The following is a 26822-nucleotide window of genomic DNA, read 5'->3' as shown; positions in this document are numbered from 1 at the left end:
GAACCTGCCTACACCTTCAAATAGCGGTTGAGCGAAACGACGGACGAGCCTATCGCGAGAATAGCACCGAGCGCGAGCAAAATAGGTCCTACCCACAACAGGTCCGACATCGTCATGTGGATGAGATCAGCTCCGAGAGTCGGAGCGAGCCAGCCCTCCACAAGATATTTAATGGCGAGCGAAAGTACACCGGTAGCCAGCGCTCCGCCGATCAGTGCGGCAACAGCCCCCTCCAGAAGGAATGGCAAGCGAATAAAGATATTGCTCGCGCCTACAAGGCGCATAATCGCAATCTCACGCCTTCTATTCGCCACCGACATACGGATCGTCGTCGCAACGAGGAGCACCGCCGCCACCAGCATGACGACAGCGAGAGAGATCGCAAAGACAGTTGATTGATTCAAGATCGAAATAAACGGTGCATATACCGCGAGAAGATCGGATACCTCATCGACCCCTTCTCTCCCCTGGAAGAAATCCACGACAGCACTCGAGCGCTCCGCCTCCACAAGCGTGATGTGGAAACTCACCGGCATATCTTCGGCAGTGAAATCCTGCGCAAAGCTCTCACCGCCAAACTGATCGCGGTACACCTCGAGAGCTTCCTCCTGGGAGCGCTCATCCACGGACGCGATATACGGGCCCAAAATATCACCCTTGAGCGCCTCACGGACCTCGGCAATCTGTGCGTCCGTCGCAGCGCCGCCGGCACATGATGTCGCCGTCGAATGCGGAGAGCACATATAGACGCTAATTTGCGAGTTCTTCACGAGGATGTCCTGAAGCGCGACAATCTGCTTCTGCATCAGAAGCCCCGCTCCCACGAACGTGAGCGAAACCGCGGTCACAATCACGACGGAAATCACCATCGCGATGTTGCGACGAAGCCCTCCGAAGCTTTCTTTAAGGATGTAGCGAAGCCTCATGCGAGTTCATCCTCCTCGCCCGTATCCGATTCCTCGAAGGCGCGATCGAAATCGCCCATGCGCTCGTCACCGCTCGCGGTTTCGTCAAACCGCTCGAAAGCTACGTCTGAGGCGCGCACACTTCCTCCGGTCGCGGAGTCCGACGGCTGTCGCTCCCCCGCTGCCTCACCATCGGGTACCGCGCCCGAGATCACGCTCTCATCGGAGGATCCTCGATAGTGGCCGCGCTTCTCATCACGCACAACGTGCCCATCGACGAGTTCGACCACACGTTTGTTCAAGCGATTCACTGCTTTCTCGTCGTGAGTAGCCATGAGAACGGTCGTTCCGCGATCGTTGATGTCTGCGAGAAGATCCATAATCCCCTTGGCCGTTTCCGGATCGAGGTTGCCCGTTGGCTCATCGGCAAGAAGGATCGTGGGCCGATTCACGTACGCACGCGCAATGGCAACACGCTGCTGCTCGCCACCAGACAGCTCATGCGGAAGCCGTTTTCCTTTGTCTGCCAAGCCCACCATGTCGAGAACCTCGGGCACGAGCTTTTTCACCACTCTGCCCGGAGTCCCAATGACCTGGAGCGCAAACTCCACATTCTGGAACGCCGTCTTCGAGGGCAGCAAACGGAAGTCCTGGAATACCATCCCGATTTCACGGCGGAGCCGGGGAACTTTCCAGCTCGACAGACGCGAAAGGTCCTTGCCCGCCACAAAAATGGAACCAGAGGTCGGATTAGTTTCCTTCAAAATGAGCCTGAGCATTGTCGATTTTCCCGAGCCTGAAGCCCCAACGAGAAAAGCGAATTCGCCACGCTCAAACTCGATCGACAGATCAGTGAGGGCGGGCGCGCTCTTACGCTGATATGTTTTCGTCACGTGTTCGAAACGAATCACAGGCTCATCCCATCTGGGCGGGTCGACAGCTCCCCTCGAGATGTCCGCGGGCACTACGAGGGTCAGTACCCGTCAACCCTAACCACGGCCCACCTCAAATCTTCGGATTCAGGCCGGTCACACGGGTCACGTTTTCCTCAAGAATTCGTCAAGAGGTGCTAGAGGCAGCGCGCTGAGCCTCGCGCCCATGTGAGCTCAGCAAGCGTCGGCCCCGTGCGGGTACGGGCCGAGCTCTACCCCGGCGAGTCAGTCCTCCGTGCGTGCCTGTTCGACGCGCCAGCGGATACCGGCCTCGATAAAGCCATCGATATTGCCATCAAACACCGAGGTGGGATTGCCTTCCGAGTACTCCGTGCGCAAATCCTTCACCATCTGGTACGGGTTCAGGACATAGGAGCGCATCTGGTCGCCCCAGCTCGCCTTGATATCGCCGGCGAGCTCCTTACGCTTGGCGTCTTCCTCTTGCTTCTTCAGGAGCAGGAGTCGCGACTGAAGCACGCGCAGAGCCGCGGCACGGTTCTGGATCTGCGACTTCTCGTCCTGCATCGAAACGACAATGCCCGTGGGGATGTGAGTCATGCGCACGGCCGAATCGGTCGTGTTCACGCTCTGGCCACCCGGACCCGACGAACGGAACACGTCGATCTTGAGTTCATTCTCGGGGATCTCGATGCTGTCGGTCGTTTCGATGAGCGGGATCACCTCGACTGCGGCGAACGAGGTTTGACGGCGCCCTTGGTTGTCGAACGGGGAAATACGGACGAGGCGGTGCGTCCCGCCCTCGACACTGAGCGTTCCATACGCGTATGGCGCACTCACTTCAAAGGTGACGGACTTGAGACCGGCCTCCTCCGCATACGAGGTGTCCATGACCTTGGTGGGGTACCCCTTGTGTTCAGCCCACCGCAAATACATGCGCAGCAGCATCTCGGCGAAGTCCGCGGCATCAACACCACCGGCGCCCGCGCGAATCGTCACGACCGCGTTGCGCTGATCGTATTCACCGCTCAGCATCGTGCGAACCTCGAGCTCGTCAAGCGCTTTACGAATCGCGGCAAGTTCTTTTTCAGCGTCCTCGGCGAACTGGGCATCGCCTTCTTCCTCGCCAAGCTCGACCATGACCTCGAGGTCGTCGATTCGACTCGACAGTTCGCTGACGCGGCGCTTCTCCGCCTGCGCATGCGAGAGATCGGACGTGACTTTCTGAGCCGCCTCCGGGTCATCCCACAGATCGGGGGCGGCCGCCTGCTTCTCGAGGTCGGCGATCCTAGCGGTCAGCGCATCAAGATCGGTGACCTTCTCGATCGATTCGAGGGTCGAACGCAGGTGGGGAATCTCGGCAGAAAAATCAGAACTCACAAACATCCACTCTACGCTACGCACTCACCGCACGGCAGGGACGCGACGCTCGCGCCCGGGCCAATGCGGCCCGCTACACACCAGCACCGGCGGTCCGCACTAGTGCGCATGCGCCGATGAGTCCACGCGCACAACGATGGGAGAGTCGAGCGCACGAGAAATCCACCCCACGAGCGGCGGGTGCACGCGAGCTTCGAGGGACAGCCTCACCTCACCATTCGGCGAGAGGGCAAGCGCTGTAATGTCCATATCGCTCACGCGAGAAAACTGGTGCGGGTACTGCGCGAGATAGGCAGAGGCGCGCTCGCGCGCTTCGGCCTCCGTAGGAATACGTGGGTCACCCGCGTCATCGTAGAGCCTGTTTTCGCTCGCTCCCCCCGCTGCGTATAGGGCCGCGCCATCCGCCACGAACTGGACACGATTGCGGTCGATCTCGACACCGGTCACGGCGATGCCGAACGCAATCACCATCAAAACCACGACGCTGACGCCTATCGTCAAGACGCTGGCGTTGCCGCGCTCCCCTCTGCATCGCGCCAGGCGACGCTTTCGGATCATGGCGTGCCCCCTTCAGCAATCAACGCGTGTCGGCCTTTCACGTCGACGATTGAGGACTCAAGACCGATCACTCCCAGGCCGGGAATGGGCGCCGCGAGGCTCACCTCCACCGAAACGACCTCTCCCGCAACAGGACATGACACCGACTCACACGACACTGCGATGTCCCCGGCCTCAACCTCGACACCGTAGTCGCGCTCCACTTCAGCCACGATGCCCGCGATGCGTTCCTCGCGCCCCTCGGCAAGGTCATGGACCGAATACACCCGCGCGATCTGCCGCGCGAGGGTATCGGCGGCGAATGAGGCGGACTGCACCGAGGCACACGTGAGCAAGAGATATACGAGCGGAATGAGGAGGATGACAGATAGTCCAGTGAACTCGACGACCGCGTTCCCCGATGCATCCCTCAACCGACGCGACGTTTCCTTCGCGACGGCGCCCAACCTAGAGCGCATCCTCGTCCACCGCATGCCCCACGACGTGCAATGCGTTGCTCGGTCCGAAAAATCCGATGAGCGGCAGGGCCGCGTGGATTTCTATCTCAATCACGCCCGCATGCTCGCGAGCCTCGACGTCCACGTCACCGAGTTGCTGAAACCGAGCAGAGGCAAGTTCTGAGGCCCGTGCGAGGCCGTCGCTCGGATCATTGCCGAGCAACGCCCCGTGGTACGCCGACTGTACGGCGATATCCGTGAGTCCATTGCGCACGTGAAGGAAGAGGGCAAGCTGGAGAAGGCTCAGGCCAAGCGCTACCACGAGTGCCGCGATGAGGGGGAACTCCACGACCGCGTTGCCCCGTTCTTCGCGCAGGCGCCGATGCAATCGGCGTATACGCATGCGCACGCTACTCGGTGAATTGGCTCATGGCCTGGTTGAACAAGCCCACGAGGGCATCGGATGCCACGGCCCATAGAGCCACAACGATGCCGGCCGTCATGAGAGTGATGAGGACCCATCCGGGAACGTCACCGCGTTCACTGGCTAGGCGCTCGCGCGCCGCGAAGAAAGCCCGAACGGTCGCACGGGAGATGCGCTCACGCAGCGGGGTGCGAGCGGTGGCATTGTCAATCAAGGTTGAGCGGTTAATGGACACGGGGTTCTCCTTCGGAATGAGGTGGGATACCAAAATTGCAAAACGCGGGGCCATGCCTGTCATAGCCCCACTTGGAGTGCGGTGATGCCGGGGAAGACCGCAAACACAATGACGAGCGGCATGAGGAGGAAGACGACGGGCAGAAGCATGTACACCTCGCGCCGCCCTGCGCTCTCCATCAAGGTCCGCTTCGAAAGCTCGCGGGCATCTTGCGCTTGCGCGCGCATGACATCTGCGAGTGGGGTGCCTCGTTCGAGGGCGACGGCAATGGTTTCCGCGAACCTCGAGAGGGAGTCGAGCGGGGAGCGGGTCCCAAGACTGATAAGTGCGTCCTCGAGACTCGCTCCCGCGCGGATCTCGGAGACTGCAATCGCCAGTTCCCGCGAAAGCTCTCCCTGAGAGGTGCGCGCGACTCTCTCCATTGCCGCGATTGGCCCTTCCCCTGCTGAAATCGCGAGGGCCAGTAGATCGGCAATAGTGGGGAATTCGCGCGCCATTGCCTGCTTCCGCGACGAAATCGCGCTCGTGAGGAGGTAGTCGCGCACGAGCGGTGCGGTCACGCTTGCGATCACGACAAGTGCGAGGAGCGCAATGAGCGGCGCTCGCTCGAGCGCGAACAGCCCCATCCCGAGGGCAGCGCTCGCCACGAACGCCACTATCGCCCAGGTGAACTGCTGAATTCTGAAATCGCGATAGGTGATCCGACCACCCGCGAGCGCGAGACGCTTCTCGATCTCACGTTGACTCCCGAGCGCCCGCGCGGCAAAAGCGCGCACACTCTCGAGAAACGGGCCCACGCTAGCGTCAATGACGGGATGCACTCGTGCACTGTTCTCGAGAAAACCGATTGCTCCACGCGCACTGCCCCGTTTGATGTACGGGCTGACGCGAGCCTCAACTGACCGAGGCCGCCGCCACGGATTCTCGAGGATCACGAGAGCGAGGCCAAGGCCAAAAAGTGCGCCGAGGGTGCACCCCAAAATGACGATCGTGAGCGTATTGTCGCGGATGATCATTTGCGCAGCACCCTCTCGTCTTGTGGCAAGCGCGCGAGCACGAGCATGAGGCGATAAGCGAAGAACGACACGAGCGCACCAGCGATGATGAGCATGCCGCCGGCGGCCGAGTCGTAGGCCTCTGCGGCTTCGGGTCGCAGAATCATGAGCCCGAGCACCACCCACGGGGCGATAAGGGCGAGCTTCGCCCCGTTGACCGTCCAACTCTGCCTCGCTTCGAGCTCGGAGCGCACGCGCGCATCTTCACGAAGGAACGATGACAGGGTACGTAGAAGCGTGCCGAGATCGGTTCCGCCCACGTCTCGCGTAATGCGCAGTGCCTCGATGATGCGATCCGCAACAGGGTCGCTCAAGCGCGCCTTGAGTCGATCGAGGCTGTAGGAGAAATCGCCGGTAGCGTGGTATTCCCTCGCAAATTCACCGAATGACGAGCGCAGTTGCTCGGGACCGCGATCGGCGAGTTGGGCGAGCGATTCGGGCAGCGAGAGCCCCGCGCGGACAGCCGATCCCACGAGGTCGATTACTTCCGGCCATACTTCGCGGAGGTTTTCTTGCCGACGCCTTGCCAGTGCTCGCAGCGCCCATGCGGGGAAAAGGCTTCCGCCGACCCCTGCAGCGGCGCTCGGGATCATCGCGGTGCTGAGCCCTAAAGTGAGGATGAAAGCCACGCCACCGGTGAGCACCGACGCAATAAGAAGGTGATGCGGGCGTGCACTCGAGAGCCCGATCCGGGCGAAATCGTCGCGGATTCGCTGCTCAATACGGGTACGCGAGCCTACCCGAACCGGCTTCCTGGCTTCACGGGGCCAAAACGCTGACCAGATCGTCACGAGCCCGAGGCCGAAGAGAGCTCCAGCAGCAAAGCCCGGGATCATCGCTTGTCCCCAAGGAGGGTCGATAGCGAGAAACCGGCTCGTTCGAACCGTTCGGGGTGCGGCGGGTATCCGTCGCCCCTGCATAGCCGGCCGCGACGGAACTCGAAAATGTGTCCGAGCTCGACTACGGAATCTTCGACTCTCCCCGGAACGGCGACGATCTCTCGCACTCGACGGGTGCCATCGTGAAGGTGGTCGAGGTGGACGACAAGATCGATTGCGTTCGCGACGGTAGGCGTCACGAACGAGCCGCTGACGTTTTCGCCCGCGAGCAACGGGAGCGTGCACAGCTTGGCGATCGTGTCGCGGGCGGAGTTGGAGTGAATGGTGGCCATCCCTGGAAGGCCGCTGTTAAGCGCGATGAGCATGTCGAGCGACTCGGCCTCACGAACCTCGCCAACGATTATGCGGCTGGGGCGCATACGCAGCGCCTCCTTCACAAGGCGGCGCATCGTAATCTCGCCGACGCCTTCGAGGTTCGGCTGCCGGCACTGCATGCCCACGACGTCCCGTGCGGAAATGTTGAGTTCGAATACTTCCTCGATCGTCACGATTCTTTCGCGCGGGTAGACGGCCGAGCCGAGGCAACTGACCATCGTCGTTTTGCCTGCGCCTACGCTCCCGGAGACGATGATGTTGAGCCCTGCCTTTACGCTCGCGTCGAGGAAGTCGGCAGCTTGCTGCGTGAGGGACCCTAACGCGACGAGGTCTGCGAGCGAGTGTGCTTTTGAGATGAACTTTCGGATGTTGACGGACCAGTGCTTGCGCGTGACATTCGGGATCACGGCGTGAAGGCGCGCACCGCTGGGGAGAAGTGCGTCGACGAATGGTGTACTGAGGTCAAGGCGGCGACCCGTTTGCGCAAGCATTCGTTCGACGAGCCCGCGAACTTCGCCGGCCGAGAGCACGAGTGGGGTCAACTCACTGACGCCGTGCCGGTGGACGAAGATTTCGCTCGGCGAGTTGATCCAGATCTCTTCGATCTCCGGATCGTCGAGGAACGTCTGCAGGGCGCCGAAACCTCCGATGCGTGCGGCCACTTCCCCCACGGCCGACTCGCGCTCACGCAACGCGGGGACTTCACCACGGGCGGCTTTGGCGTCGTACTCGTTGACAACTGTGGCGATGAGGTCGTCGAGTGACGACGACGTCGCATCGAGACCCTGCTCGCGAATCGCTTGGCGAGCTTCGGCCTCGATGATGCCGAGTGCGTCGTGCATGGGTTTCCCCCCCTTATGCAATCGTGGCGCCTACTCAAGGCTCCCCGCGCCCCGTCCCCCTGGGGCTTTCTGTCATCTTTGTACCAGAGTTTGAGGGCACACGAAACACTGTTCGGCAATTGTGGATAAGTATTCCTGGGTTATCCAGACTGCGGGTGCGTGTGCGGTGCGGCATACGTGCAGATCGGCCGTATAGACTCACGTCGTCCCGTTCCCCGTCCCAGAGGATGACCGCATGGCAACGCGCCTTTCCACCCGCGATACCGCGGCCGAAGCAAAGATGTCGAAGACCGAATGGACGTACGCGGCAAGGCGCACTCTCACGGAATTCTCTAGAGCTGGCGGAACGGATCTCGCCGCTCAACTCACATACTTCATCGTCCTCGCCATCGCCCCATCCCTCCTAGCCCTCTTCTCGCTCGCTGCACTCGTGCTGAGCGGTTTCCAGGACGAAATCGTCGGGCTCATTACCGATGCAGTGGCGAAGTCGAACATTGCGAAGGGCTCGGGCGATCTGAGCGGCCCGATCGAATCCACACTCAAATCTCTCCTCGGGTCGACCTCCTCAGGCACGATCGCTCTCATCATCGGTATCGTGACCGCCCTGTGGTCGGCTTCGGCGTTCGTCAAGGCATTCTCGCGAGCCTCCAACAAAATTTACCGGGTGGAGGAGACCCGCGGCCCTGTCAAGTTCAACCTCTCGATGCTCGCGGTCACTGCCGCACTCATCGTGGGAATCCTCCTGCTCTTCATTTCCATGTTGCTCAACCAAAGCATGGTCGACTCCCTCTTTGGACCCATTTTCTCGGCGATCCAGATGCCGGATCTTCTGTCCTTCCTCACCGACACCTTTATCCCGATTTGGGCGTGGGTGAAGTGGCCGTTCATGCTCGCACTTTTGTTCGCTGTCGTGTCGCTGCTGTACTGGGCGACGCCGAATCTTGAGCACAAGTACCGTTTCATCTCGCCGGGTGGAATTTTCGCCATCGTGGGCATTGCCCTCGCGCTCGTTGCCCTCAGCATCTACATGTCGACCGCGGCGAGTTACTCGAGCTACGGCGCCATCGGTGGCGTCATGGCAATCCTGTTCGTCCTGTGGGTCGTGAGCATCGTGCTCATTCTCGGCGCGGCGTTCGATGCCGAGGTTTTGCGCGGGCGCCAGCTCGCCGCTGGTATGCCCGCCGAGGACGGTTTCGAACTTCCAAGTCGAGGCGCCGAACCGCCCACCAAAGCCGACCTCAAATACGCCAAGATCGTTGAGGAAGGTCGCGAAATCCGCGTCGGCAACCTTTACAAAAACCAGGGCAACTACACGGCGACATTCGCGGGTGAGGACGCGCTTCGCAAGGGCGACGAGGATGTCTTCTCCGTCTCCGAAAGCGACGAGTCATCGGGTGAGGAGCCCGCGGCTTCAGCCACCGAGAACAGCGCGCGCGACGCGCAGGATTAGGCTGCGGCGTCGCCATGTGCGGGCGTTTCGCGTTTTTCCAGGAGATCGAGCCGCTTCTCGATGACATCGGCGCCCTCGATCGCGCCGATCCGCACCTGGCGGCGCGCTACAACATCCCTCCCACGACGCCGATCTATGTCGTGACCGAGGGGGTCGAACGCGATACCGGCACGCTCGCAAGAGCTGTGCGTACCGCCCATTGGGGCCTCGTCCCACGGTTCGCAAAAGACCTCTCGTTCTCCGCGAAAACCTTTAATGCGAGACGGGAAACTCTCGTAGAAAAGCCAAGTTTTCGCGGCTCCCTTAGCCGCTATCGTGCCCTCGTCCCCATGAACGGCTACTACGAATGGCAATCGGGACCGAACGGGAAAATCCCATACCACCTCCACGATCCGCACGCCCCACTCCTGTATGCAGCCGGCCTCGTGTCATGGTGGAAAGACCCTGCGCGGCCAGAAGCCGCATGGCTGTTGACAGCGACGATCATTACGAAAGCGGCCGAGGGACAACTCGAACGAATCCATTCCCGCATGCCCGTTTTCCTCAACCCTGAGGGCCGCGAAACTTGGCTCGGTTTCGAGTCTTTCGCAACGGGGAACGACGCCCATACCTGGATCAACGGCTCTGAAGGGCAGCTCCCAGCTCAAGCACTTGAAGCCTACCGGGTGGGAGACGACGTTGGAAACGTGACGAACGAGGGCGCCCATCTCATTGATCGGCAGAATCCGACGCCTGCCTAGAACCGTCGGCGGCTTAGTCCTCGTCGGCGATAAAGAGCTCGCGATCGGGTCGATTCTCAGGGCGTATGAGAAGAACGAACAGCGCAATCGCGAGGGCGAGCGCAGTAAAGCCAGCCCAAAGGAGACCTCCACGGATGAGGCTTCCCCCAATCAACGCCTGAAAAAGCTGCCATGTCACTCCAAAGCTCACGCCGTAGCGACCGCGTTTCATGAGCGAACGCGCGGCAAGCGCGACCATCAGGGCGAAGATCCCTAGACATGCGGTGAGTCCCACGGCGAGCGTTGAGAGTTTCGGGGACTGAGCGGGGAGCGTCACGAGGGCATAGAGCGCAGCGGCGAGAAGCAGGAGCGCCTCGACCACGAGAAGCGCAGCGCTCACGCGGCGCAGAGGGTGCGTGGGGCGTTGAGATTGCGCCTTGGAACCGGGGGCACCGCTAACGGAAGTCATGCCCCCACCCTAATGCCCGGTACGCCGTGTGACCGCCGCTGGCAAGATGCAGGCGGTGTGGAAAAGATAACGAGGGATCTTCTCGCTAGATCCTTGTCCATTAGCGACGTTGCCAGGAACAATAGAGTACTACATCGCTTCGACACCACCGTGTTAGAGGCGATATGCATTGATGTCGAGGCCCACTGGGCCACACGCCATTGTGACCCCACTACGGTCACGATGCACTGGAAAGAGAGAGTGACCCGATGGATTGGCGCCACCGCGCTGCATGCCTCACCGAAGATCCCGAGCTTTTCTTCCCCATCGGGAATACGGGACCGGCGATCACCCAGATCCAGGAAGCCAAGGCCGTGTGCCAACGCTGCGAGGTCATGAACATCTGCTTGAAGTTCGCGCTCGAATCCGGCCAGGATTCCGGCGTGTGGGGCGGCCTTTCCGAAGATGAGCGCCGCTCACTTAAGCGCCGCACCGCGCGAGCGCGACGCGTCGCCTAACGGCCACTACACACAGGCGTATTTTTCGAACCGTATCCAGCGGCGTTACTGCCGCGAGGTACAGCCGCGTCAACTCTGGACTTGCCCTCCCCACTCCTTAGCGTGAGATCGGGTCGAGATACACATCAATCGTGGCGCGCGTGCCACCGTCGGGCCTATTCTCCCAGGTGAGAACGCCACCAAGCTCCCCCTGCACGAGTGTTTGCGCGATGTTCGTGCCGAGTCCCTCGGGCCTGCTGGGCATCCCTTTGCCGTCGTCGTCGACGTCAATCACGAGATGGGTTCCGCTCCGCTCGCTCGTGATCGTGAGGTTTCCTCCGGTTTCCGAAAGTCCGTGTTCGACGGCATTCGTGGCGAGCTCCGTCAAGACAAGCGCCAGCGGGGTCGCCTCCTCCGCGCGTACGAGCCCTGCCTTGCCAACCTTGTGAGTCGTGACCGTAACCTGCCCGATGCCGCTCGCGTGGTCACCGTCATGCACCGTTGCCGAGGCGGCATCGACCGCGAGGCGCAGGCAGCGATCGATCACGTCGTCAAGCAAAACGGTCTCTTCGCTGCCCTGCAGGAGGGATTCGTGAACCAGTGCGATCGTCGAGACGCGCCGCATCGCCTCAAGCAACGCGTCCTTCGCCTCGTCGGACTTCATGCGCCTCGATTGCAAGCGCAAAAGCGCAGCGACCGTTTGCAAATTGTTCTTGACGCGATGATGAACCTCGCGGATCGTCGCATCCTTAGTCATCAACTCTTTTTCGCGACGGCGCACCTCGGTCACGTCGCGTACAAGAATGATGGCCTCCGTTCGCTGCCCCCGGCGCGTGATCGGGATCGCGCGCAGTGACAGGATCCCGCCTTTTGCCTGCATGTCGACGCGCCACGCGGCGCGCCCCGTCAACACAAGTGGAAGCGACTCATCGACGGGAATTCGAGATTGCAGATCTGCGGTCGCGAGCTCCGCGAGGAGGGACCCCACCATGTCTCCCTGCATCCCACAGCGGTGGAAGGCGGAAAGTGCGTTCGGAGAGGCGGCCTTGACAACACCTTCGCTATCGACCGACACCCAACCGTCACCCACACGAGGAGCCCCTCGGCGGGGCGGAACGGGCGCCCCTTTAATGGGGAACGCCCCCTCCCCCATCATGAGCAGCAATTCTCGGCCAAGCCGATGCTGCTCCACTTCCGCGGCGGTGAGTCGCGCATCGGCGGGCGATGTAAACGATTCGATCGACACGATCGCGAGGACCACGCCCTTGCGACGAACGGGGGCAAAGCGCACGAATGCGGGGCGAGACTCGCGCTCGACCGTCACGAATGTGTCGACATCGTCGATGCCCGCTCCCGCATTGTCATAGGCCGCGAGTAGCTCAGGCCAATCCTCACGCGTGTAGACACTCGAGATCGGGTCCTCGAAATACACCGTACTGCCGTTAGCCGGGCGCGAATGCGCGGTCGCGCACATCCCCTCTTCGCGCGGCACCCACAGCACGAGATCGGAACCCAGCAGGTCCGAGACGACCTGCCAATCACCGAGGAGAAGCTGGAGCCACTCAACCTCGGGCCTCGGCGTTTCATCGTCATAGGTAAGCACGTTGTTCACGGTGGGAGCCATATCTCAAGCCTACTGCCTCACGGCTTGAGTCCGGCACCGCGCACACGCTCGTCTCGCCGCGCGCCGCTAGTCTTAGGTCAGCACCAGATGTGAGGAGACGACAGTGAAAACACTCCACGACACCATCGACTACAGCGCGAGCGTCGAGCGCGTCGCACGCTTCTACGCGAGCAGTGAGCACGCAGCTGAGCGTGCGCGAAGGCTCGGCGTGAACGATACGCACGTGGATGTCCAGGGCAATCCCGACAGCGCCTTCACCACGACGATCCAGGCGACTGTGCCACGCGAGCAGATCGACCACGACAAGTTCAGCCGTTTCCTGCCCGGGCGCCTCGACGTGACCATCGTGCATGACTGGGACGCTCCCGACGGCGGCTCCCGGACGGGGCGCCTACGCGCGACGGTCGCCTCTCTTCCGGTCGACCTTTCGGCGGACTTTACTCTCAGCGGCAGCGGCGACGGCTCGCGCATGAGCATCGAGGCAAACCTCAGCGTAAAAATTCCCCTCGTGGGAGGCGCAATCGAAAAGGCCGCACACGAAGCAGCGGGCGATGCCTTCGACACCGAGGAAGCATTTGCCAACGACGTCCTCGCAAACGAGCGCTAGGCTTCGAGGAACTCCCTGACGGCGCTGGCTTCGCTCGCGTCGAACCACAACACATCGGGAGCGTAGGGATCGTCGGCAACCTCAGCGGCCGAATTCTGGGTGATGAGATAGGCCCGTAGCGGCACCGTTATCGCCTCGCTCTTAAGGAGGTGCGACCACTCGCCAACGTCGGCCGAGGCGTCGCTCTCGAGTGCGCGATCGGGAAGGTCAAACGCTGCGATCGCAATCCGGCCCCCACTTCTGTGCGCGTGGGCGAGGGACAGGATGCATTCACACATCGCCTCGAATTCGCGCTCTTCGGCTTCATCACCAGCGAGCCCCTTAGTCGCCGAGGCCGGCACACCCCACACCCGCGCGCCTGCGGGAAGGTCGAACGTCGGGACCGTCATATCGAGAACGCTCGTATCTCCCGCGAGCGCATCCACAGGGCAGAACACGCGCATGTGCCTCTCCTTGGCTAGTAACAGCTGAGGCCTCAAGACTACCGAAGAAGATTCTGGTCGACGTGAGTGGCGAGCCGCGTGAGCGCCTGCCGAAGTTTCGATTTCGGTGCAGACTCTGACAGGAGGACGCCGTCCCACCTCGCGCGAGAGGCTACCGCGGCATCGAGCGGGAGGGCGAGGCACGTATCAAAATCGAGGCGCGCGCGAAGAGTCCGCTCGATGCTCGCGAGCGTCACGCTTGAGTCGAGTTTGTTGACGACGACGGTCACGGGATTCCGCGCGAGCTCCATGACCTGGGGAGCTTCACGCACAAAGCGCGTCACGCTAATGGGATCAGCGGCCACAACGGCGATCACGTGTGAGGCCGACACAAGTGCGGTTCGCGTGGTGCCATTGCGGTGCTGAGCCCCGAAGTCACCCCCGCTGCCCTCGTGGTCCAGTGGCGCGGCGACATCAACGACGACGGTGTTCGTCGCCTCTCGAGCTTTTCCACATACCGCTTCGAGGGCATTGTCGTAGACCTCGATGTAACGCGACGGGACGCCTATTCCGCTGAGGAGGTGGAGGTCTTCGCTTACGAGCGGAGAATACTGGAGGACAAGCTCGGCTGTGAGCGCGCCTTTATCGCTTGCTCGACATGCGGCGACGAGCCCGGGCACTTCATCAAGGACGCCGAAAATCTGTGATTGGCACGGACCGTAGGTGTCGGCATCGATGAGAATGCTCTCGCCTCTGAGAAGCGACAGTTCGTGCGCAAGATGTGCGGCGACGAAGGAGCGCCCGGGGGCGCCTTCGGGGCCCCATACGGTCACCATCGGAGAGGCTGCTTCGTCGGTGCTTGGCTCTTGGGTCCACGTAGAGTGATCGGGATCCTGCGTTTCGAGCCCCGCGTGCAAGAGCAAGTCGTAGAGCTCATCGGCATCGATTCCGCCGTGCACTTCGAGGGTGATTCCAAGTGTCGCAGGATCGGTGCGGCTCGACTGAGATGTCACGGCAATGACGCCGGTTCCCCCACGCCTGATCTCGTGGACGATTTCACGCGAAAGCCCCGCAACATCAACATCGAGAAGGAGAACATCGCCGAGTTCGGCTCGTGTGAGAGCAAGAAGCTCCGTAAGGTCAACGCACCGCCTAAGCACACGGCAACGAGTGGAAAGTCGCTGCGCGATGGTCGAAACCAGCTGAACTTCGTCAGCACCCGACGCGCACACGAGGATGTCGATCATTCGGAATCCTCAAAAAGCCCCGGCGCTTCGACAACATAGAGGTTGCGCTTTGTTCCGAGTGCATCGAGCACGCTTGCCACGTGTGCGGAGGGGATGAGGACCTCAACTCGCGCGCCACGGCCACTGAGCCCGCCACCCTCATCAACGCCTCGAACGACGGCACCCTCCACGAGGATCGTCGAATTGGCTGCATCCTCACCACCGGAAGCCCACACGTCAACCAGTGCACCCTTTTTGAGCGAAGACGTGACTGGCTGATCGACCTGAATGGTAACGGGACGCATCGATGAATCTGCCGCTTGCCCGACGGCGCTGCGGGGTAGAAGCTCTCCTCGCGCGATGCTTTCACGGGCAACGCTTCCCTCTGCGATCGAGGCGGCTTTGTGCACGTAGTGCTCACGACTCTCCCCCATGCGGACCTCGGCCACCGTAAATTGTTCGGGTGTGAGCACGTCACCCTCGGCGATATCGGTTGTCGCGACAAGAACGTCTTCGCTCGAGGACACCATCGTGAATGCCAGGCCCCCGACGAGAGTGCTACCTAACACGAGTGCAGCGCCCGTAAGCAAGCGGGTATCGCGGTATGGATTCTTTCTGATGCGTCGAAAGCGCGTGCGCTCCCCCATTGACCCCCCAATGTTCGTGAACCACGTAGTTCACGACGAGCATAACGACAGTCGTGGCAGCATGCGAGCGGTTTTTCCAAATGTGGACAACTGCCGGGGCGCCAACCCGTCGACACTTATCCACAGGGTCGCTAATCCGGATGACTGTTCATGCAAAAATAGTGGAGAGCCAAGTTGACCGAGGAGCACCATGCCAATGCACTTCTACACGCTCGATGAGGTGTGCGAGATCCTCGCGATCGAAAAACCGCAGGCCTACTCGCTTGTGCGTAGCGGAAGTCTGCGCGCAATCAAACTTGGAGGGCGCGGCCAGTGGCGCGTTGAAGAGGCCGAGTTACGCGCGTTCGTCGATCGCGCCTACGCCGAGACCGAAGCGGAAATTAATGCGCACAACAGCGCCCGCACCGCCGAGCGCACGCGATAGAGCTAAACGACCCAGATAGCTTCAAGCGAGGAAAACGGCACGGAAATAACGCTCTGCGTCCGCCTGGAAGCGTCGGCCCCTGCGACCGCCCTGATCTCGCAGTGATCTGCGAACACTCGCGCCACCACCCCGGTAAGGTCCCCGGTCACCGTCACGATCACTGCACGACGCCCAGTTTCGGCCATTTCTTGCACGGCACTGCGCAGCCCTAGCCGCGGTCGCCGCTCGTCACCGGGTCGCACCCGACCAAGAGCGCCACTCACCCACGCGACTTTCGCCGCGTTCACGATCATTGTGCGCGAGGGGTGGAGAGCATCGAGCTCGATCCAATCGCGGCCGACACGTCGCACGCGCCCCTCGTATGCCCGACCCGAGCAAAGACTTATCGTCACAGCCTGTCCCGCGGTCCCCGCGATTCGGTCGAGGAGTCCCACTTCCGCACGCTCTGCTTCGGCGAGCTCCTGCGCGTCTTGGCGAATGCGTTCAAGGCGCTCTCGCTCGAGCCAGCGATCGAGATCCTCGAGACGGTCATCGGCACTCATGGCGACAAGGTATCGCACTCTCCACAGTGACCTCTTGCACATCCACCAAAAAGCACATAACATCATTCACGAACATCAAAGTTCATCAAACTGCATCAAATGGTGCGTACGTGCTCAGTACTCCCGAGAGGCTTTCCGCTGCTTCAGCAAAGCTTCGACGTTTCTGCGCGCGAGCAGTCGCACTCACGCATAGGGGGAACACTGTGACCACGACGTTGACCGCGCACAGCCATCGCGCAGAGAGCTTCCAGTCCACCGAGCTCTCCACATTGGCACCCGTCGAAATTCGAAAGACTCGCGCCTTCGCCAAGGCGCTCGCGTGGCTCATCGCGAGCGTCGCCGCTGTCGGTGCACTCACCTTCGCGCTGCATAGCGCTCACTCGAGCGAAGGCACCAGAAAATTCGCGCTCTCGGTCTTCGCGTTAGGCGCCGGAGGGCTCGCCGCGCTCACCGCGCACTTAAGCGTGACCTGGATTCTCATCTCATGCGCGCTCACCGCGCCCAGGCACTCCTCTCGCCGCGCATTCGCTCTCAAGGCTCTACGCCTCTGGTCTCCGCGAGCCGCGCGGCTCGCGGTCGTCGCACTTGGGATCTCGGCAACAGCCCTCTCCCTTGGCGACCCCACACGGGCTCTCGCCGATGCCGCACCAACGCCCCCGTCTGCCACAGCCACTCCACACGCCTCCGATTCGGGAGAAAGAGACAACCCCGTGGAGGCTATCGGCAATAGTGAAGGCATTCCCTTATCCGACGTCACCACCCTCGGTTGGGCTCCACGAGAGGCAAGCTCGGGCATCATCCCAAGCCTAGAGACGACCGCGGAGCCCACACCTTCGCAATCGATGGCGTACAGCGGCGCATCACAGGCCCTCCCAGCGCCAGCGGCTGCCCCAAACGCTATCGAGCAAGAAAACGCATCTCCGGCTCCTACCGCCGCTCGCACCGCAACGGCGCCACGTTCGAGCGATACCTACACAGTGAAGCAGGGCGACACGCTATGGACGATCGCAAAGCGCCATCTCACCAGCCTCAACGGTGAACGCCCCACCAACGGAGCTATCGTTCGCGAAATCGAGAGAATCGCCGCGCTCAATCCCGAAATCGACGACGTCGATCTAATCTTCCCCGGCCAAAACTTCAACCTTTGATCGCTAGCCGCACCACGCAGAAAGATTCACGCCATGCTCACCAATCCTCATTCCCCGTCACCGCGCATCGAAACCCCATTCGACGACGACATCAAGGCACGCAGGCTCGTCGAGGCAGTCTCGCGTCAAGCACTTGAGGTACTCAACGGCTATCGCCCCGTCACGTCGCTAGGCAAAGTTCTCGTTCCGCAAGAACAGGAAAACTTCGCCAAACGCGTCTCCTACGTCAACGCCTACCGGCACACTGCTGGTATCAAAGTCGCCCCACGCGTGAGTGTCGGCGGCGTGCACATATGTCAAGTCAGCGACAGCGTGATCGAGGCGAACTCGGTCGTGCGAGACTCCCTTCGCCCCAGATTCGTGTGCATGAGGTGGGAGAAGAAGCGTTCCGGCTGGAAAATTACAACTCTCGAACTCGGCTAACGCACCTCAGCAGGCTTTAACCGACGGCGAAGGTCAGTTGTTTTTCGTGCGTTTGCGCTCCTCGCGCTCCTTGCGGCGACGCTCGGCACGCGAGAGCGGCCGCTCGGTGGCTACTTCGCCCTCAGCGGAGCTGTAGGAGAAGTCCTCAACCTTCGGCCCTTCGCCAAGACCTTTCGCCGCGATCTCGATGCCTTCGGAGTCGCTGGCCTGGTTTGTGGCCCCAGACCCGGCTTTCGCCCCACCCGGCACAGCCTTTGCCTGAGCCGCAGCTTCGCGCACGAGCTTTGCGACCTGCTCGGGAACCTGCCCCTTGCTGGGTGCTTGCTGCACCTTGACATCAAGATTGAACAGGTACCCCACGACGTCTTCCTTGATGCCAGCGACCATGTCGTTGTACATCAGGAAGCCCTCGCGCGCATACTCAATAACCGGATCTCGCTGGGCCATAGCGCGAAGCCCGATTCCCTCCTTGAGGTAGTCCATCTCGTAGAGGTGCTCGCGCCAGCGCCGGTCGATCACCGAAAGGAGAACGCGGCGCTCAAGCTGGCGCATCGCTGCTTCTCCGAGCTCGTCTTCACGCTTTTCATAGGCAAGCGCGATGTCGGAGCGGATCTCACGCTCAAGACGCTTTGCCGTGAGGTTTTCCTTGCCTCCAACTTCCTCAACGACGTCCTCGGCCGTGATGGAGGCGGGGTAGAGCGCTTTGAGCGAGCCCCAGAGCTCCTCGAGTTCGAAGTCCTCGGCGCTCTTGCCGGCGGTCGCGTTACGCACGAGCGCTCCCACGACGTCGTCGATGTAGCCAGTGATGGAGTTTTCGAGATCCTCGCCTTCGAGAATGCGGTTGCGGTCTTCGTACACGCGGGCACGCTGCTTCGTCAGAACGTCGTCGTACTTCACGACGTTCTTACGAATCTCGAAATTCTGCGCCTCGATACGCTTTTGAGCGCCTTGGATCGACCCTGTCACGATCCTGCCTGTCAGCGGCGTGTCCTCGTCAACACCTCCGCGCTCAAGAATCTGTTCGGCACGCCCCTGCGAGAAGCGACGCACGAGATCATCCTGAAGTGACAGGTAGAAGCGGGACTCGCCGGGGTCTCCCTGGCGGCCCGAACGACCGCGCAACTGGTTATCGATGCGGCGGGATTCGTGGCGCTCCGTGCCAAGAACGTAGAGACCACCGAGGTCGACAACCTCATCGTGTTCCTTGGCGACCTGTTCGCGAGCTTTCTCGAGCGCGTCGTCCCACGCCGCCTCGTATTCCTCGGGCTGTTCCTCGGCGCTGAGACCGCGGTTCTCGAGTTCCTTATGCGCCATGAACTCGACGTTTCCGCCGAGCATGATGTCGGTGCCTCGGCCGGCCATATTGGTCGCGACTGTGACGGCTCCCTTGCGGCCCGCCATCGCGACAACGGCAGCCTCGCCCTCGTTGTTCTTAGCGTTGAGGACGTTGTGAGGGATGCCCTTCTTCTTGAGCAGCCCGGAAAGGTACTCGGACTTTTCCACGCTCACCGTGCCAACGAGAACCGGCTGGCCCTTCTTATGGCGCTCCTCGATATCGGCGACGACCGCGCGGTACTTCGCCTTCTCCGTGCGATAGATCTGGTCCATCTGATCGATGCGCTGAAGAGGAAGGTTCGTGGGAATTGGGACAACGCCAAGCTTGTAGGTACCCATGAACTCGGCAGCCTCAGTTTCGGCGGTACCGGTCATGCCCGCGAGCTTGTCGTAGAGCTTGAAGTAGTTCTGGAGGGTGATCGTCGCGAGCGTCTGGTTCTCGGCTTTGATCGCGACGCCTTCCTTAGCTTCGATCGCCTGGTGGACGCCTTCGTTGTAGCGGCGGCCAGAAAGGATGCGGCCCGTGTGCTCATCGACGATCATGACCTCGCCGTTCATGACGACGTAGTCCTTGTCGCGCTTGAAGAGCTCTTTGGCCTTAATGGCGTTGTTAAGGAAGCCAATGAGCGGGGTATTGAGCGACTCGTAGAGATTGTCGATGCCGAGCTGGTCTTCGACGAGGTCGATCCCCGGCTCAAGGATGCCGACGGTGCGCTTCTTTTCGTCGACTTCGTAGTCACGGTCGCGCTTGAGCTTAGTTGCGACGCGCGCGAACTCAGCGAACCACTTGTTCACGTCACCCGTGGCCGGGCCGGAAATAATGAGGGGCGTGCGGGCTTCATCGATGAGGATTGAGTCAACCTCATCGACAATTGCGAAGAAGTGGCCGCGCTGCACTTTATCGCTAACCGAGTGCGCCATATTGTCGCGCAGGTAGTCGAAGCCGAATTCGTTGTTCGTGCCGTAGGTGATGTCTGCGGCGTACTGCTTACGGCGCTCCACGGGGTCCTGGCCGGAGACGATCACGCCGGTTGTGAGGCCGAGCATGCGAAATACGCGGCCCATGATGTCACCCTGGTACTTCGCGAGGTAATCGTTGACCGTCACGATATGGACGCCTTTGCCGGCGAGCGCATTGAGGTATGCGGGAAGGGTCGCGACGAGGGTCTTGCCTTCACCGGTCTTCATTTCGGCGATCTCGCCGCGGTGGAGTGCAGCACCGCCCATGAGCTGCACGGGGTAGGCGCGCTGGCCGAGTGTGCGGCGCGCGGCCTCGCGAACGGTCGCGAAGGCTTCGATCAGGATGTCGTCGAGCGTCTCGCCGTCGGCGAGACGCTTCTTGAACTTGTCCGTTTCTTCTCGAAGTTCATCGTCGGTGAGTTCGAGGAAGCCTTCCTCGATATCATCGACACGTTGAGCGATGTCGGCGAGGCGTTTACGCTCGCGGCCTTCACCGGCACGAAGGATGACGTCGAAAAGCTTGGCCACTGGAAAACTCCCTTAGAGGATCTCGTCATGCACGCGCGCGTGCGGAACACTCACGGCGCGGTTTCCTTGCGGATAACAGCGCGAACCGTGCCAGTCTACGTGGCAAAGGGGGTCCGCGCGCTACTTGAGCGCCCGGACCCCTCGAGTAAGTCATCACACACCGGAAAAATCGCAACTTAGCTGGATTTTTCGCGGCGGGTCACAATTATTCCAATTCGATAACGCCGTAGTTCCATCCTTTGCGGCGGTACACCACTTTCGGGTTGGCGGTTTCCTCATCAATGAAAAGGTAGAAGTCGTGGCCGACGAGCTCCATCTGGTAGAGGGCGTCGTCGATGCTCATCGGCGTGGCCTTGTGCTTCTTTTCGCGAATGACGATGGGGGAATCAAGTGCGGGGTCGTCAGGGGCCTCCGTGTCGCTGTCATCATTCTCCTCGCGTGGTCCTGACTCGGCTTTGGCGAAAAGCTCTTCAATCCGGTCCGCATCGGCCTGCATCTTGCGGAGCGTCTCGGTATCAGCGCCATGTCCCTTGGAGCGGCCACGGTGCCGGTCCTTTCGCCTATCTGCGAGGCGGCGGAGGCGCTCATAAAGCTTGTCAAGAGCGAGGTCGAGTGCAGAGTATAGGTCCCCGGAGCGTGCTTCGGAGCGGATGATCTGCCCCTCGTCATGGACGGTGAGCTCAACGCGTTCGCTTTCGTCGGCGCGGCGCGGGTTCTTTTCGGACGAAACTTCAACGTCCACTCGCATTGCGCTTGGCGCTAGTTGAGGAACCTTGCTGAGCTTGTCCTCAAGGTGGCGCTGGAAGCGTTCAGAAACGTCCATTTTGCGGCCAACAACATTGATATCCATGGAAATCCTCCAGAGTTGAGAAGTGAATGGGCGGCCACGATCCGCCCGGTTCTACGGGTGGGTGGTTCACCTCCTCCTCACGAGGTTCGCGGCGTCCCTGCCGCTTTGTGGTCTCTCAATTATGAGGCTTCTGACTGAAAACGTACCGCAGATCACACGAGTAGACTGGGAACGTGTGTGCGCGGAACCCTCGCAGACGCGAGCGTCAGTGCCGCGCAGGTGTGCACCCCAAGCCCTGCGAGAGCATCGCTTGTCTTTTTCAGAGTTGTGCCTGTCGTGACAACGTCATCAAGGATGACCGCCGAAACGCCGCGCAACCCCTCCCATTCGTCGCTTCTCCTCGGCCCGATCACACGGCCTCGCCCGGCCGCCCTCTCGCGCTTCGTTCGCGAGTGTTGGCTCGGCCCACTGAGGCGCAACGCCGGGGCTAGGCGCACCCGCGCGTGTGCGCTCACGTGTTCGGCGAGGAGTCGCATGTGATCCTCTCCCCTGCGCCGCACCGCTTCGCTGCGTGAGGGTACCGCGACGAGGATATGTCTGTGGGCGCACCGCTCAGCGAATTCGGCGAGAGCATCCGCAAGGAGTGGCCCGAAGTATTGCGCGAGCGCGAAGTGCCCTCCGTTTTTGTAGTCGAGAACAAGGTTCTTCGCGCGCCCCTCATACTCGGCGAGAGTCACCACGGGAAACATCGGCAGCGCTTCGATCTCGCGGCCGTCGGCACTTGGCCGTGCCTCGCAGACCCCTTCGCATACCTCCTCCACGCGGATCATCCCACCCGAAAGGGCACTCGCACATTCATCACACATGTGAAGCCCTGGTTCTCCGCACGCACACGAAAACGGCACGAGAGTGTGACATGCCCATGCAAGGGTGCGCGCGAGCGCCGAGGTGATGCGTCGTCTCATGGCTCCATTCGACCGCGTTTCTCCGTCAGCTGATGAGCCTCCTCGGCATGCTGAGGATGGAACGTCGCTGTGGAGGGCGTTCCGACGGCTACCGGGCAAGCACTGCCGCACTAATAAAGGGCGATATCCCGCCCACGAGCGTCGATATGCGCCCACGAGTCCACGGTCCTCTCGACGACCTGCCCGTCGTCGCTGCCGACAAACAGCAGCCGTGCTTCGGACGAGCCGGCAACGGACGTCGTGTTCTCTCGAAGTTCACTCACCTGCTCGAATCCCGTGCGCAAGCTCCACGCGATGGCAACAGGCATGGCGCTCGCATCCGACGCGCCCCACAGGAGGATCGATTCCTCGGAGTACCACGCGATGCCCTGAACACTGTCGAGGGCAACGCTCACCTGAAGTGGTTCCGCAAGACCCGTCGGGGTACCGTCGGGCTCCCTCACAATTCCCATGATGCTCAAGGTCATGGCTCCCGGCACCCCATGCGCGATAGCGAAACGCACCCCGTCTGTGGACATCGACGTGAAGGCAACGTCCTCGGTCGGCTCCCACACCACAGCAAACTTTCGCACGGCGCGCTCAGGATCGGGGTGGACCGCGAGAAGCTCCGGCCCTCCAGCCTCCGGCATCGTCCAGGCGTATCCAAACTGGTCGATACTTGGGCTGCAGAGGGCTTCACCGAATGTTTCCCGGCGAACTTCGGCCTTGGTTGTCAGCGCTGAAACGAGAAGCTCGCGTCGATCAAGGCTCACGGCACTTGCGTAACGGCCGCGTAGACTCACGCGTCCACAACGCACGGTCTCGGACGCGAAAGCGGGTACGAGCGATGCCCCTCCCGTGTCACTGGCAAGAGAAATAATGCCGCTGTCACCCGATCCATAGAGCCTATGCCCCACCGATGCCTTCATCGGGTGGGTCTCCGGCGCAACAGAAACCTTTTCGCTACCGTTCATGAAGATGATTGACGACATGCGCTTGACACTCCGAAGTGTCTCGGAAATCTGGGCCAGTGCGAGCGCCCGTTCGCTCTCGGGCAGCTCGAGGACCGAGACCGGCGTCTGCACCAAGAGATCCCCCGCCTCGTTTCTCGACAGCGCGCTCGAGGCAATCACGATGCCCTCATGAAGTGCGGAACGCACGGCCCCCTTGAGGTAGGGGGCCGGCCCAAGTGCAAGCCGATTGAACGCGGAGGCGAACGTCGTTTGACGCATAAACCATCGAGGATCCGCCACGAGCATATTTCCTGCATTCGCAACGAAGTACACGTTGACAGGCTCGTACAACCGGGCGAAGTCCTCCGCCCCCAGAACGAGCGCATCGGGAGCCTCCGCGATTCTCCACTCGCCATCGACCTCGGTGAGCCGAAACTGCGCCAGTTCCCGTGTGGCCTCGAGATTCGTGGTGCGTGCGCCCGTAGCCGAAACCTTTGAGACGACCGGCACCGTGACCGCGACCCCGTTCCCCTCTCGCTCCTGAAACACGAGCCCCTCCGACTCGGCGAATTCAATCGCCGTCGAGGGATTCCATGCCTCGCGCGCATTCCCCGCCAGGTATTCGCGAGCAATGCGGTTACCGTCGTCGACGCCAAGGTGAGCCGCAAGGAAACCGCGCACGATGTCGATCTTTGTCGCCCCCTGATCCGGGGGCGCCACCGCGGCGTTGCCCTGCGCGCCGAGACCGATTCCCTTCACCGGCGCCGTGTGGACGTCCGAGGAATTGGGGATGCGGGCGCACCCCGCAAGCACAGCGGCTCCTGCCCCACCGAGCACGGCACGCCGCGACACATCGCGGGAGAGAGAAAAGTGATTGTTCATTCGGCTTCTCCCTTCTCCGCCGACCGCACAAGCGCGAGCGGCGAGGCGGTTAGCTTCGCCCCGGGACTACGCGGGAGCAGCAGTCGAAACACTGCGGTCTCCCCCTTGACGCCCCATGCCTCAAGAAGCCCCCCGTGAGCCTCGGCGTCCTCGTGTGCAATGGCGAGGCCCAACCCCGTTCCCCCTAGGGTGTGCGTGCGCGACGGCGCCGCACGCCAAAATCGGTCGAAAACACGGGTCGCCTCTTCCGGACTAAGGCCCGCGCCAAAATCCTGCACAGTGAGCGCAAGAGTCGACCCCCGCGAAGCCGTACGCACATCGATCACACCACCTGCACCGTGTTCGATCGCGTTAGTCAGGAGGTTTCGCACGATGCGCTCGATGCGCCTCGAATCCATGTCGCCGACGGTATCCACGCTCAAGTGCTGTACGCGGATATCGGCTGCGTACTCGGCGGCGATCGGCTCGAGTTGCTCAACGACATCGTCGACAAGCCTCGCCAGCGATGTTGGTTTAGCCTCGAGCTCCACGGTTCCGGCCTCGTGCCGAGAAATTTCGAGGAGGTCCGCAATGAGCGACTCGAAACGCGCCACCTGTTCTTTCAACAGTTCGAGACTACGCTTACCCGAGGGGCTGAAGGAGTCCTTTTCCATCTCGAGCATTGAGGCGGCCATCTTGATCGTCGTGAATGGCGTCCGAAGTTCGTGAGAGACATCCGAGACGAAACGTTTTTCAAGCTCCGAAAGCTCGACGAGCTCGGTAATCGTCGATTGGAGCGAAGCCGCCATGTTGTTGAAGCTCGTTCCCATTCGCGCAAGGTCATCGCCGCCTTGAATCGCGAGGCGATAATCCAGGTCATTTTCCGAAATGTGGTCGACGGCCCGCGCGGCGCGTTTGAGTGGTGTCGTCACGATCCGCGAGATCGCGAGGGACACGAGGAAGAAAAGCAGCACGAGAACAGCGCCGCCAATCACAAGAATTGTGTTCACGCGGTCGAGCGTCTCTTGCTCCTGACTGACGGAGTACAGCATGAGAAGCCTGTAGAGGCCCGCTCCGGGAACATCGATCGTCGCTCCCACGAGAATCGCGGGTCCGGAGTCTCCACGTTCGACGTACTCGATACTGCGGTACACGAATTGGTCACTCGCGGCGTCGAGCTCGCGCTCGAACTTTTCGTTCACAAACGCCGTGAGCGCCCCGTTGCTCGTCACTGCCTCGCCCGCGGTACTCCCCATCGGTATCACCGCAAGTCCTTTAAAAACCTTCGGATCCCCGATGGTCGCCCCCTCCATAAACGAAATGATCACGTCCTGACGTTCGTTCACCGACGTGCCCACGAGAGGCTCGAGGTCACTCACGAGCGCGCTACGCAACGCTTCGGACTGTTCAAGCGACCGATCGCGTCTAAGCTCGTAAAGGGCGTCGGAAATCGCCGTGGAGAGGAACGTTTCGACCACGAGGATCGAGAGGACTGATAAGAGCATCGTCGCGAAAACCGCGCGCGCGGCGATCGGCCATGTCGAGAAATCGCGAAAGCGGACACGCCCCGCGCTTCGCGAACTGATCTGTGACTCATCCGCTGAAGCCGGGGGGAAGAAGCGCTCGCGAAGACTACTCACCCGCGCGGTAGCCCACGCCGCGAACCGTCACAATCAAGCGCGGATTGTCGGGGTCAATTTCGATCTTCGAACGCAGGCGCTGCACATGAACGTTCACGAGCCGCGTATCCTTCGAATGCTGATAGCCCCACACCTCGCGCAACAGCTCCTCTCGGCTAAATACCTGAGAGGGATGACGCGTCATTTGCAGGAGCAACCCAAACTCCATCGGGGTGAGTCGTATCGTCTCGCCGTTCCTGATGACCTGATGGCGATCAACGTTGATCTCAAGGTCGCCGAGGGTAAGAACCTCAGCCTCGCCATGAGGCGCACGGCGCACACGGGCACGAATGCGCGCAACGAGTTCTTCGGGCTCAAACGGTTTCGTCAGGTAGTCGTCGGCACCTGCCTCAAGCCCCTCGACCACTTTCTCGGTCTCGGTGCGTGCCGTGAGCATGATGATTGGAACGTTCGAACTCTCGCGAATGTGCCTGCAGATCTCGATGCCGTCCATCACGGGAAGCATGAGGTCAAGGAGAACGAGATCGATGTTGTCACGCTCGAGAATAGCGAGGCCCTCACTCCCGTTGGGGGCCGTAACAACGCTGTAGCCTCGCCCTTCGAGCAGAATTGAAACCATCTCGGCAATGGCCGTGTCATCGTCAATCGCAAGGATCCTAGGGGGTGTGCTCATGCCGTTATCCTGCCAGAAACC

General features: G+C 61.3%; 29 protein-coding genes. 7 read left to right on the top strand and 22 right to left on the bottom strand.

Annotation, left to right across the window (positions count from 1 at the left end; translation table 11 throughout):
- Window positions 1-8 precede the first annotated feature (8 nt).
- The 10 genes from ftsX to HMPREF3176_RS03050 form a co-directional block, all read right to left on the bottom strand.
- Window positions 9-926 (bottom strand): permease-like cell division protein FtsX, encoded by a 918-nt coding sequence (gene ftsX / locus HMPREF3176_RS03095; RefSeq protein ID WP_034373887.1) that lies wholly within the window; start codon window positions 924-926, stop codon window positions 9-11.
- Window positions 923-1816, bottom strand: a complete 894-nt coding sequence (gene ftsE, locus HMPREF3176_RS03090; protein ID WP_034373889.1) for a cell division ATP-binding protein FtsE — start codon at window positions 1814-1816, stop codon at window positions 923-925. The genes ftsX and ftsE overlap by 4 nt, the downstream gene beginning before the upstream one ends.
- Window positions 1817-2062: 246 nt before the next feature.
- Window positions 2063-3181 carry a peptide chain release factor 2 gene (prfB, locus tag HMPREF3176_RS03085; RefSeq protein WP_070458154.1) on the bottom strand — a complete coding sequence of 373 codons (1119 nt, stop codon included), beginning with the start codon at window positions 3179-3181 and terminating at the stop codon, window positions 2063-2065.
- Window positions 3182-3274: 93 nt separating this feature from the next.
- The gene (locus HMPREF3176_RS03080; protein WP_016664976.1) at window positions 3275-3733 is read right to left on the bottom strand and encodes a pilus assembly protein TadG-related protein; all 459 of its coding nucleotides are present in this window, start codon (window positions 3731-3733) and stop codon (window positions 3275-3277) included.
- A complete protein-coding gene (locus HMPREF3176_RS03075; protein ID WP_070458151.1) occupies window positions 3730-4191 on the bottom strand; it encodes a hypothetical protein in 462 nt (153 codons plus the stop codon). The genes HMPREF3176_RS03080 and HMPREF3176_RS03075 overlap by 4 nt, the downstream gene beginning before the upstream one ends.
- A complete protein-coding gene (locus HMPREF3176_RS03070) occupies window positions 4181-4573 on the bottom strand; it encodes a hypothetical protein (RefSeq protein ID WP_051120722.1) in 393 nt (130 codons plus the stop codon). The genes HMPREF3176_RS03075 and HMPREF3176_RS03070 overlap by 11 nt, the downstream gene beginning before the upstream one ends.
- 7 nt (window positions 4574-4580) lie before the next feature.
- A complete protein-coding gene (locus HMPREF3176_RS03065) occupies window positions 4581-4829 on the bottom strand; it encodes a hypothetical protein (RefSeq protein ID WP_034373902.1) in 249 nt (82 codons plus the stop codon).
- Window positions 4830-4888: 59 nt separating this feature from the next.
- Window positions 4889-5845 carry a type II secretion system F family protein gene (locus tag HMPREF3176_RS03060; RefSeq protein ID WP_070458148.1) on the bottom strand — a complete coding sequence of 319 codons (957 nt, stop codon included), beginning with the start codon at window positions 5843-5845 and terminating at the stop codon, window positions 4889-4891.
- Window positions 5842-6720 (bottom strand): type II secretion system F family protein, encoded by an 879-nt coding sequence (locus HMPREF3176_RS03055; RefSeq protein WP_070458146.1) that lies wholly within the window; start codon window positions 6718-6720, stop codon window positions 5842-5844. Before HMPREF3176_RS03055 ends, HMPREF3176_RS03060 begins: the two co-directional genes overlap by 4 nt.
- Window positions 6717-7940, bottom strand: a complete 1224-nt coding sequence (locus HMPREF3176_RS03050; RefSeq protein ID WP_070458143.1) for a TadA family conjugal transfer-associated ATPase — start codon at window positions 7938-7940, stop codon at window positions 6717-6719. The genes HMPREF3176_RS03055 and HMPREF3176_RS03050 overlap by 4 nt, the downstream gene beginning before the upstream one ends.
- Before the next feature lie 235 nt (window positions 7941-8175).
- On the opposite strand from HMPREF3176_RS03050, the gene HMPREF3176_RS03045 reads away from it, so the two are divergent.
- On the top strand, window positions 8176-9390 hold the full coding sequence (locus HMPREF3176_RS03045; protein WP_070458139.1) for a YihY/virulence factor BrkB family protein: 1215 nt from the start codon (window positions 8176-8178) through the stop codon (window positions 9388-9390).
- A gap of 14 nt (window positions 9391-9404) precedes the next feature.
- Complete coding sequence (locus tag HMPREF3176_RS03040; protein WP_070458137.1) at window positions 9405-10130, top strand: SOS response-associated peptidase; 726 nt, start codon at window positions 9405-9407, stop codon at window positions 10128-10130.
- A 13-nt stretch (window positions 10131-10143) separates the two neighbouring features.
- Here the strand turns inward: HMPREF3176_RS03040 and HMPREF3176_RS03035 are convergent, their stop codons facing one another.
- Window positions 10144-10578: a hypothetical protein gene (locus HMPREF3176_RS03035; protein ID WP_016664985.1), complete on the bottom strand. Its 435-nt coding sequence runs from the start codon at window positions 10576-10578 to the stop codon at window positions 10144-10146.
- Between the two features lie 248 nt (window positions 10579-10826).
- Here HMPREF3176_RS03035 and HMPREF3176_RS03030 point away from each other — a divergent pair, with 248 nt between their 5' ends.
- Entirely contained in the window at window positions 10827-11075 is a 249-nt protein-coding gene (locus HMPREF3176_RS03030) for a WhiB family transcriptional regulator (protein WP_016664986.1), read from the top strand.
- Between the two features lie 97 nt (window positions 11076-11172).
- Here HMPREF3176_RS03030 and HMPREF3176_RS03025 read toward each other — a convergent pair whose 3' ends face one another.
- Window positions 11173-12678, bottom strand: coding sequence for a sensor histidine kinase (locus tag HMPREF3176_RS03025; protein ID WP_070458134.1), 1506 nt, complete (start codon window positions 12676-12678; stop codon window positions 11173-11175).
- 103 nt (window positions 12679-12781) lie between these two features.
- On the opposite strand from HMPREF3176_RS03025, the gene HMPREF3176_RS03020 reads away from it, so the two are divergent.
- Complete coding sequence (locus HMPREF3176_RS03020) at window positions 12782-13285, top strand: DUF2505 domain-containing protein (protein ID WP_070458131.1); 504 nt, start codon at window positions 12782-12784, stop codon at window positions 13283-13285.
- On the opposite strand, the gene HMPREF3176_RS03015 is transcribed toward HMPREF3176_RS03020, so the two are convergent.
- The 3 genes from HMPREF3176_RS03015 to HMPREF3176_RS03005 are packed head-to-tail and all read right to left on the bottom strand — an operon-like array spanning window position 13282 to window position 15502.
- Window positions 13282-13728: a hypothetical protein gene (locus HMPREF3176_RS03015; RefSeq protein ID WP_070458129.1), complete on the bottom strand. Its 447-nt coding sequence runs from the start codon at window positions 13726-13728 to the stop codon at window positions 13282-13284. The genes HMPREF3176_RS03020 and HMPREF3176_RS03015 overlap by 4 nt on opposite strands.
- Window positions 13729-13766: 38 nt before the next feature.
- Window positions 13767-14954 carry a CpaE/TadZ family protein gene (locus HMPREF3176_RS03010; RefSeq protein ID WP_070458126.1) on the bottom strand — a complete coding sequence of 396 codons (1188 nt, stop codon included), beginning with the start codon at window positions 14952-14954 and terminating at the stop codon, window positions 13767-13769.
- Window positions 14951-15502: an SAF domain-containing protein gene (locus tag HMPREF3176_RS03005; protein WP_168161940.1), complete on the bottom strand. Its 552-nt coding sequence runs from the start codon at window positions 15500-15502 to the stop codon at window positions 14951-14953. The genes HMPREF3176_RS03010 and HMPREF3176_RS03005 overlap by 4 nt, the downstream gene beginning before the upstream one ends.
- A gap of 268 nt (window positions 15503-15770) precedes the next feature.
- Here HMPREF3176_RS03005 and HMPREF3176_RS03000 point away from each other — a divergent pair, with 268 nt between their 5' ends.
- Window positions 15771-16004 (top strand): helix-turn-helix domain-containing protein, encoded by a 234-nt coding sequence (locus HMPREF3176_RS03000; protein WP_070458120.1) that lies wholly within the window; start codon window positions 15771-15773, stop codon window positions 16002-16004.
- A 2-nt stretch (window positions 16005-16006) separates the two neighbouring features.
- Here HMPREF3176_RS03000 and HMPREF3176_RS10310 read toward each other — a convergent pair whose 3' ends face one another.
- Window positions 16007-16546, bottom strand: a complete 540-nt coding sequence (locus tag HMPREF3176_RS10310; protein WP_070458117.1) for a hypothetical protein — start codon at window positions 16544-16546, stop codon at window positions 16007-16009.
- Window positions 16547-16749: 203 nt separating this feature from the next.
- On the opposite strand from HMPREF3176_RS10310, the gene HMPREF3176_RS02990 reads away from it, so the two are divergent.
- Together HMPREF3176_RS02990 and HMPREF3176_RS02985 are read left to right on the top strand one after the other, a co-directional pair.
- Window positions 16750-17694: a LysM peptidoglycan-binding domain-containing protein gene (locus HMPREF3176_RS02990; RefSeq protein WP_070458115.1), complete on the top strand. Its 945-nt coding sequence runs from the start codon at window positions 16750-16752 to the stop codon at window positions 17692-17694.
- Between the two features lie 33 nt (window positions 17695-17727).
- A complete protein-coding gene (locus HMPREF3176_RS02985; RefSeq protein ID WP_070458112.1) occupies window positions 17728-18117 on the top strand; it encodes an Rv3235 family protein in 390 nt (129 codons plus the stop codon).
- A 33-nt stretch (window positions 18118-18150) separates the two neighbouring features.
- Here HMPREF3176_RS02985 and secA read toward each other — a convergent pair whose 3' ends face one another.
- The 6 genes from secA to mtrA form a co-directional block, all read right to left on the bottom strand.
- Window positions 18151-20940 carry a preprotein translocase subunit SecA gene (gene secA, locus HMPREF3176_RS02980; protein ID WP_070458108.1) on the bottom strand — a complete coding sequence of 930 codons (2790 nt, stop codon included), beginning with the start codon at window positions 20938-20940 and terminating at the stop codon, window positions 18151-18153.
- 205 nt (window positions 20941-21145) lie between these two features.
- On the bottom strand, window positions 21146-21790 hold the full coding sequence (gene hpf, locus HMPREF3176_RS02975) for a ribosome hibernation-promoting factor, HPF/YfiA family (protein ID WP_070458105.1): 645 nt from the start codon (window positions 21788-21790) through the stop codon (window positions 21146-21148).
- Window positions 21791-21942: 152 nt separating this feature from the next.
- Window positions 21943-22695: a ComF family protein gene (locus tag HMPREF3176_RS02970; RefSeq protein ID WP_070458103.1), complete on the bottom strand. Its 753-nt coding sequence runs from the start codon at window positions 22693-22695 to the stop codon at window positions 21943-21945.
- Window positions 22696-22805: 110 nt separating this feature from the next.
- The gene (locus HMPREF3176_RS02965; RefSeq protein WP_070458101.1) at window positions 22806-24509 is read right to left on the bottom strand and encodes an LpqB family beta-propeller domain-containing protein; all 1704 of its coding nucleotides are present in this window, start codon (window positions 24507-24509) and stop codon (window positions 22806-22808) included.
- On the bottom strand, window positions 24506-26128 hold the full coding sequence (gene mtrB, locus HMPREF3176_RS02960; RefSeq protein WP_070458098.1) for an MtrAB system histidine kinase MtrB: 1623 nt from the start codon (window positions 26126-26128) through the stop codon (window positions 24506-24508). The genes HMPREF3176_RS02965 and mtrB overlap by 4 nt, the downstream gene beginning before the upstream one ends.
- A complete protein-coding gene (mtrA, locus tag HMPREF3176_RS02955) occupies window positions 26121-26801 on the bottom strand; it encodes an MtrAB system response regulator MtrA (protein WP_070458095.1) in 681 nt (226 codons plus the stop codon). The genes mtrB and mtrA overlap by 8 nt, the downstream gene beginning before the upstream one ends.
- Between the last annotated feature and the right edge of the window lie 21 nt (window positions 26802-26822).

The sequence above is a fragment of the Dermabacter sp. HMSC08H10 genome (genome assembly GCF_001807585.1).
GTDB lineage: Bacteria > Actinomycetota > Actinomycetes > Actinomycetales > Dermabacteraceae > Dermabacter > Dermabacter hominis.
Note: the sequence above shows the minus strand (reverse complement) of the source record. Positions and strands in the feature narration are given on the sequence as shown.

Bases quoted from the DNA above. Each gene is read 5' to 3' on its own strand.
- ftsX (WP_034373887.1), bottom strand. From the start codon at position 926: ATGAGGCTTCGCTACATCCTTAAAGAAAGCTTCGGAGGGCTTCGTCGC.
- prfB (WP_070458154.1), bottom strand. From the start codon at position 3,181: ATGTTTGTGAGTTCTGATTTTTCTGCCGAGATTCCCCACCTGCGTTCG.
- HMPREF3176_RS03080 (WP_016664976.1), bottom strand. From the start codon at position 3,733: ATGATCCGAAAGCGTCGCCTGGCGCGATGCAGAGGGGAGCGCGGCAAC.
- HMPREF3176_RS03075 (WP_070458151.1), bottom strand. From the start codon at position 4,191: ATGCGCTCTAGGTTGGGCGCCGTCGCGAAGGAAACGTCGCGTCGGTTG.
- HMPREF3176_RS03070 (WP_051120722.1), bottom strand. From the start codon at position 4,573: ATGCGTATACGCCGATTGCATCGGCGCCTGCGCGAAGAACGGGGCAAC.
- HMPREF3176_RS03060 (WP_070458148.1), bottom strand. From the start codon at position 5,845: ATGATCATCCGCGACAATACGCTCACGATCGTCATTTTGGGGTGCACC.
- HMPREF3176_RS03055 (WP_070458146.1), bottom strand. From the start codon at position 6,720: ATGATCCCGGGCTTTGCTGCTGGAGCTCTCTTCGGCCTCGGGCTCGTG.
- HMPREF3176_RS03050 (WP_070458143.1), bottom strand. From the start codon at position 7,940: ATGCACGACGCACTCGGCATCATCGAGGCCGAAGCTCGCCAAGCGATT.
- HMPREF3176_RS03045 (WP_070458139.1), top strand. From the start codon at position 8,176: ATGGCAACGCGCCTTTCCACCCGCGATACCGCGGCCGAAGCAAAGATG.
- HMPREF3176_RS03040 (WP_070458137.1), top strand. From the start codon at position 9,405: ATGTGCGGGCGTTTCGCGTTTTTCCAGGAGATCGAGCCGCTTCTCGAT.
- HMPREF3176_RS03035 (WP_016664985.1), bottom strand. From the start codon at position 10,578: ATGACTTCCGTTAGCGGTGCCCCCGGTTCCAAGGCGCAATCTCAACGC.
- HMPREF3176_RS03030 (WP_016664986.1), top strand. From the start codon at position 10,827: ATGGATTGGCGCCACCGCGCTGCATGCCTCACCGAAGATCCCGAGCTT.
- HMPREF3176_RS03025 (WP_070458134.1), bottom strand. From the start codon at position 12,678: ATGGCTCCCACCGTGAACAACGTGCTTACCTATGACGATGAAACGCCG.
- HMPREF3176_RS03015 (WP_070458129.1), bottom strand. From the start codon at position 13,728: ATGCGCGTGTTCTGCCCTGTGGATGCGCTCGCGGGAGATACGAGCGTT.
- HMPREF3176_RS03010 (WP_070458126.1), bottom strand. From the start codon at position 14,954: ATGATCGACATCCTCGTGTGCGCGTCGGGTGCTGACGAAGTTCAGCTG.
- HMPREF3176_RS03000 (WP_070458120.1), top strand. From the start codon at position 15,771: ATGCCAATGCACTTCTACACGCTCGATGAGGTGTGCGAGATCCTCGCG.
- HMPREF3176_RS10310 (WP_070458117.1), bottom strand. From the start codon at position 16,546: ATGAGTGCCGATGACCGTCTCGAGGATCTCGATCGCTGGCTCGAGCGA.
- HMPREF3176_RS02985 (WP_070458112.1), top strand. From the start codon at position 17,728: ATGCTCACCAATCCTCATTCCCCGTCACCGCGCATCGAAACCCCATTC.
- hpf (WP_070458105.1), bottom strand. From the start codon at position 21,790: ATGGATATCAATGTTGTTGGCCGCAAAATGGACGTTTCTGAACGCTTC.
- HMPREF3176_RS02970 (WP_070458103.1), bottom strand. From the start codon at position 22,695: ATGAGACGACGCATCACCTCGGCGCTCGCGCGCACCCTTGCATGGGCA.
- HMPREF3176_RS02965 (WP_070458101.1), bottom strand. From the start codon at position 24,509: ATGAACAATCACTTTTCTCTCTCCCGCGATGTGTCGCGGCGTGCCGTG.
- mtrA (WP_070458095.1), bottom strand. From the start codon at position 26,801: ATGAGCACACCCCCTAGGATCCTTGCGATTGACGATGACACGGCCATT.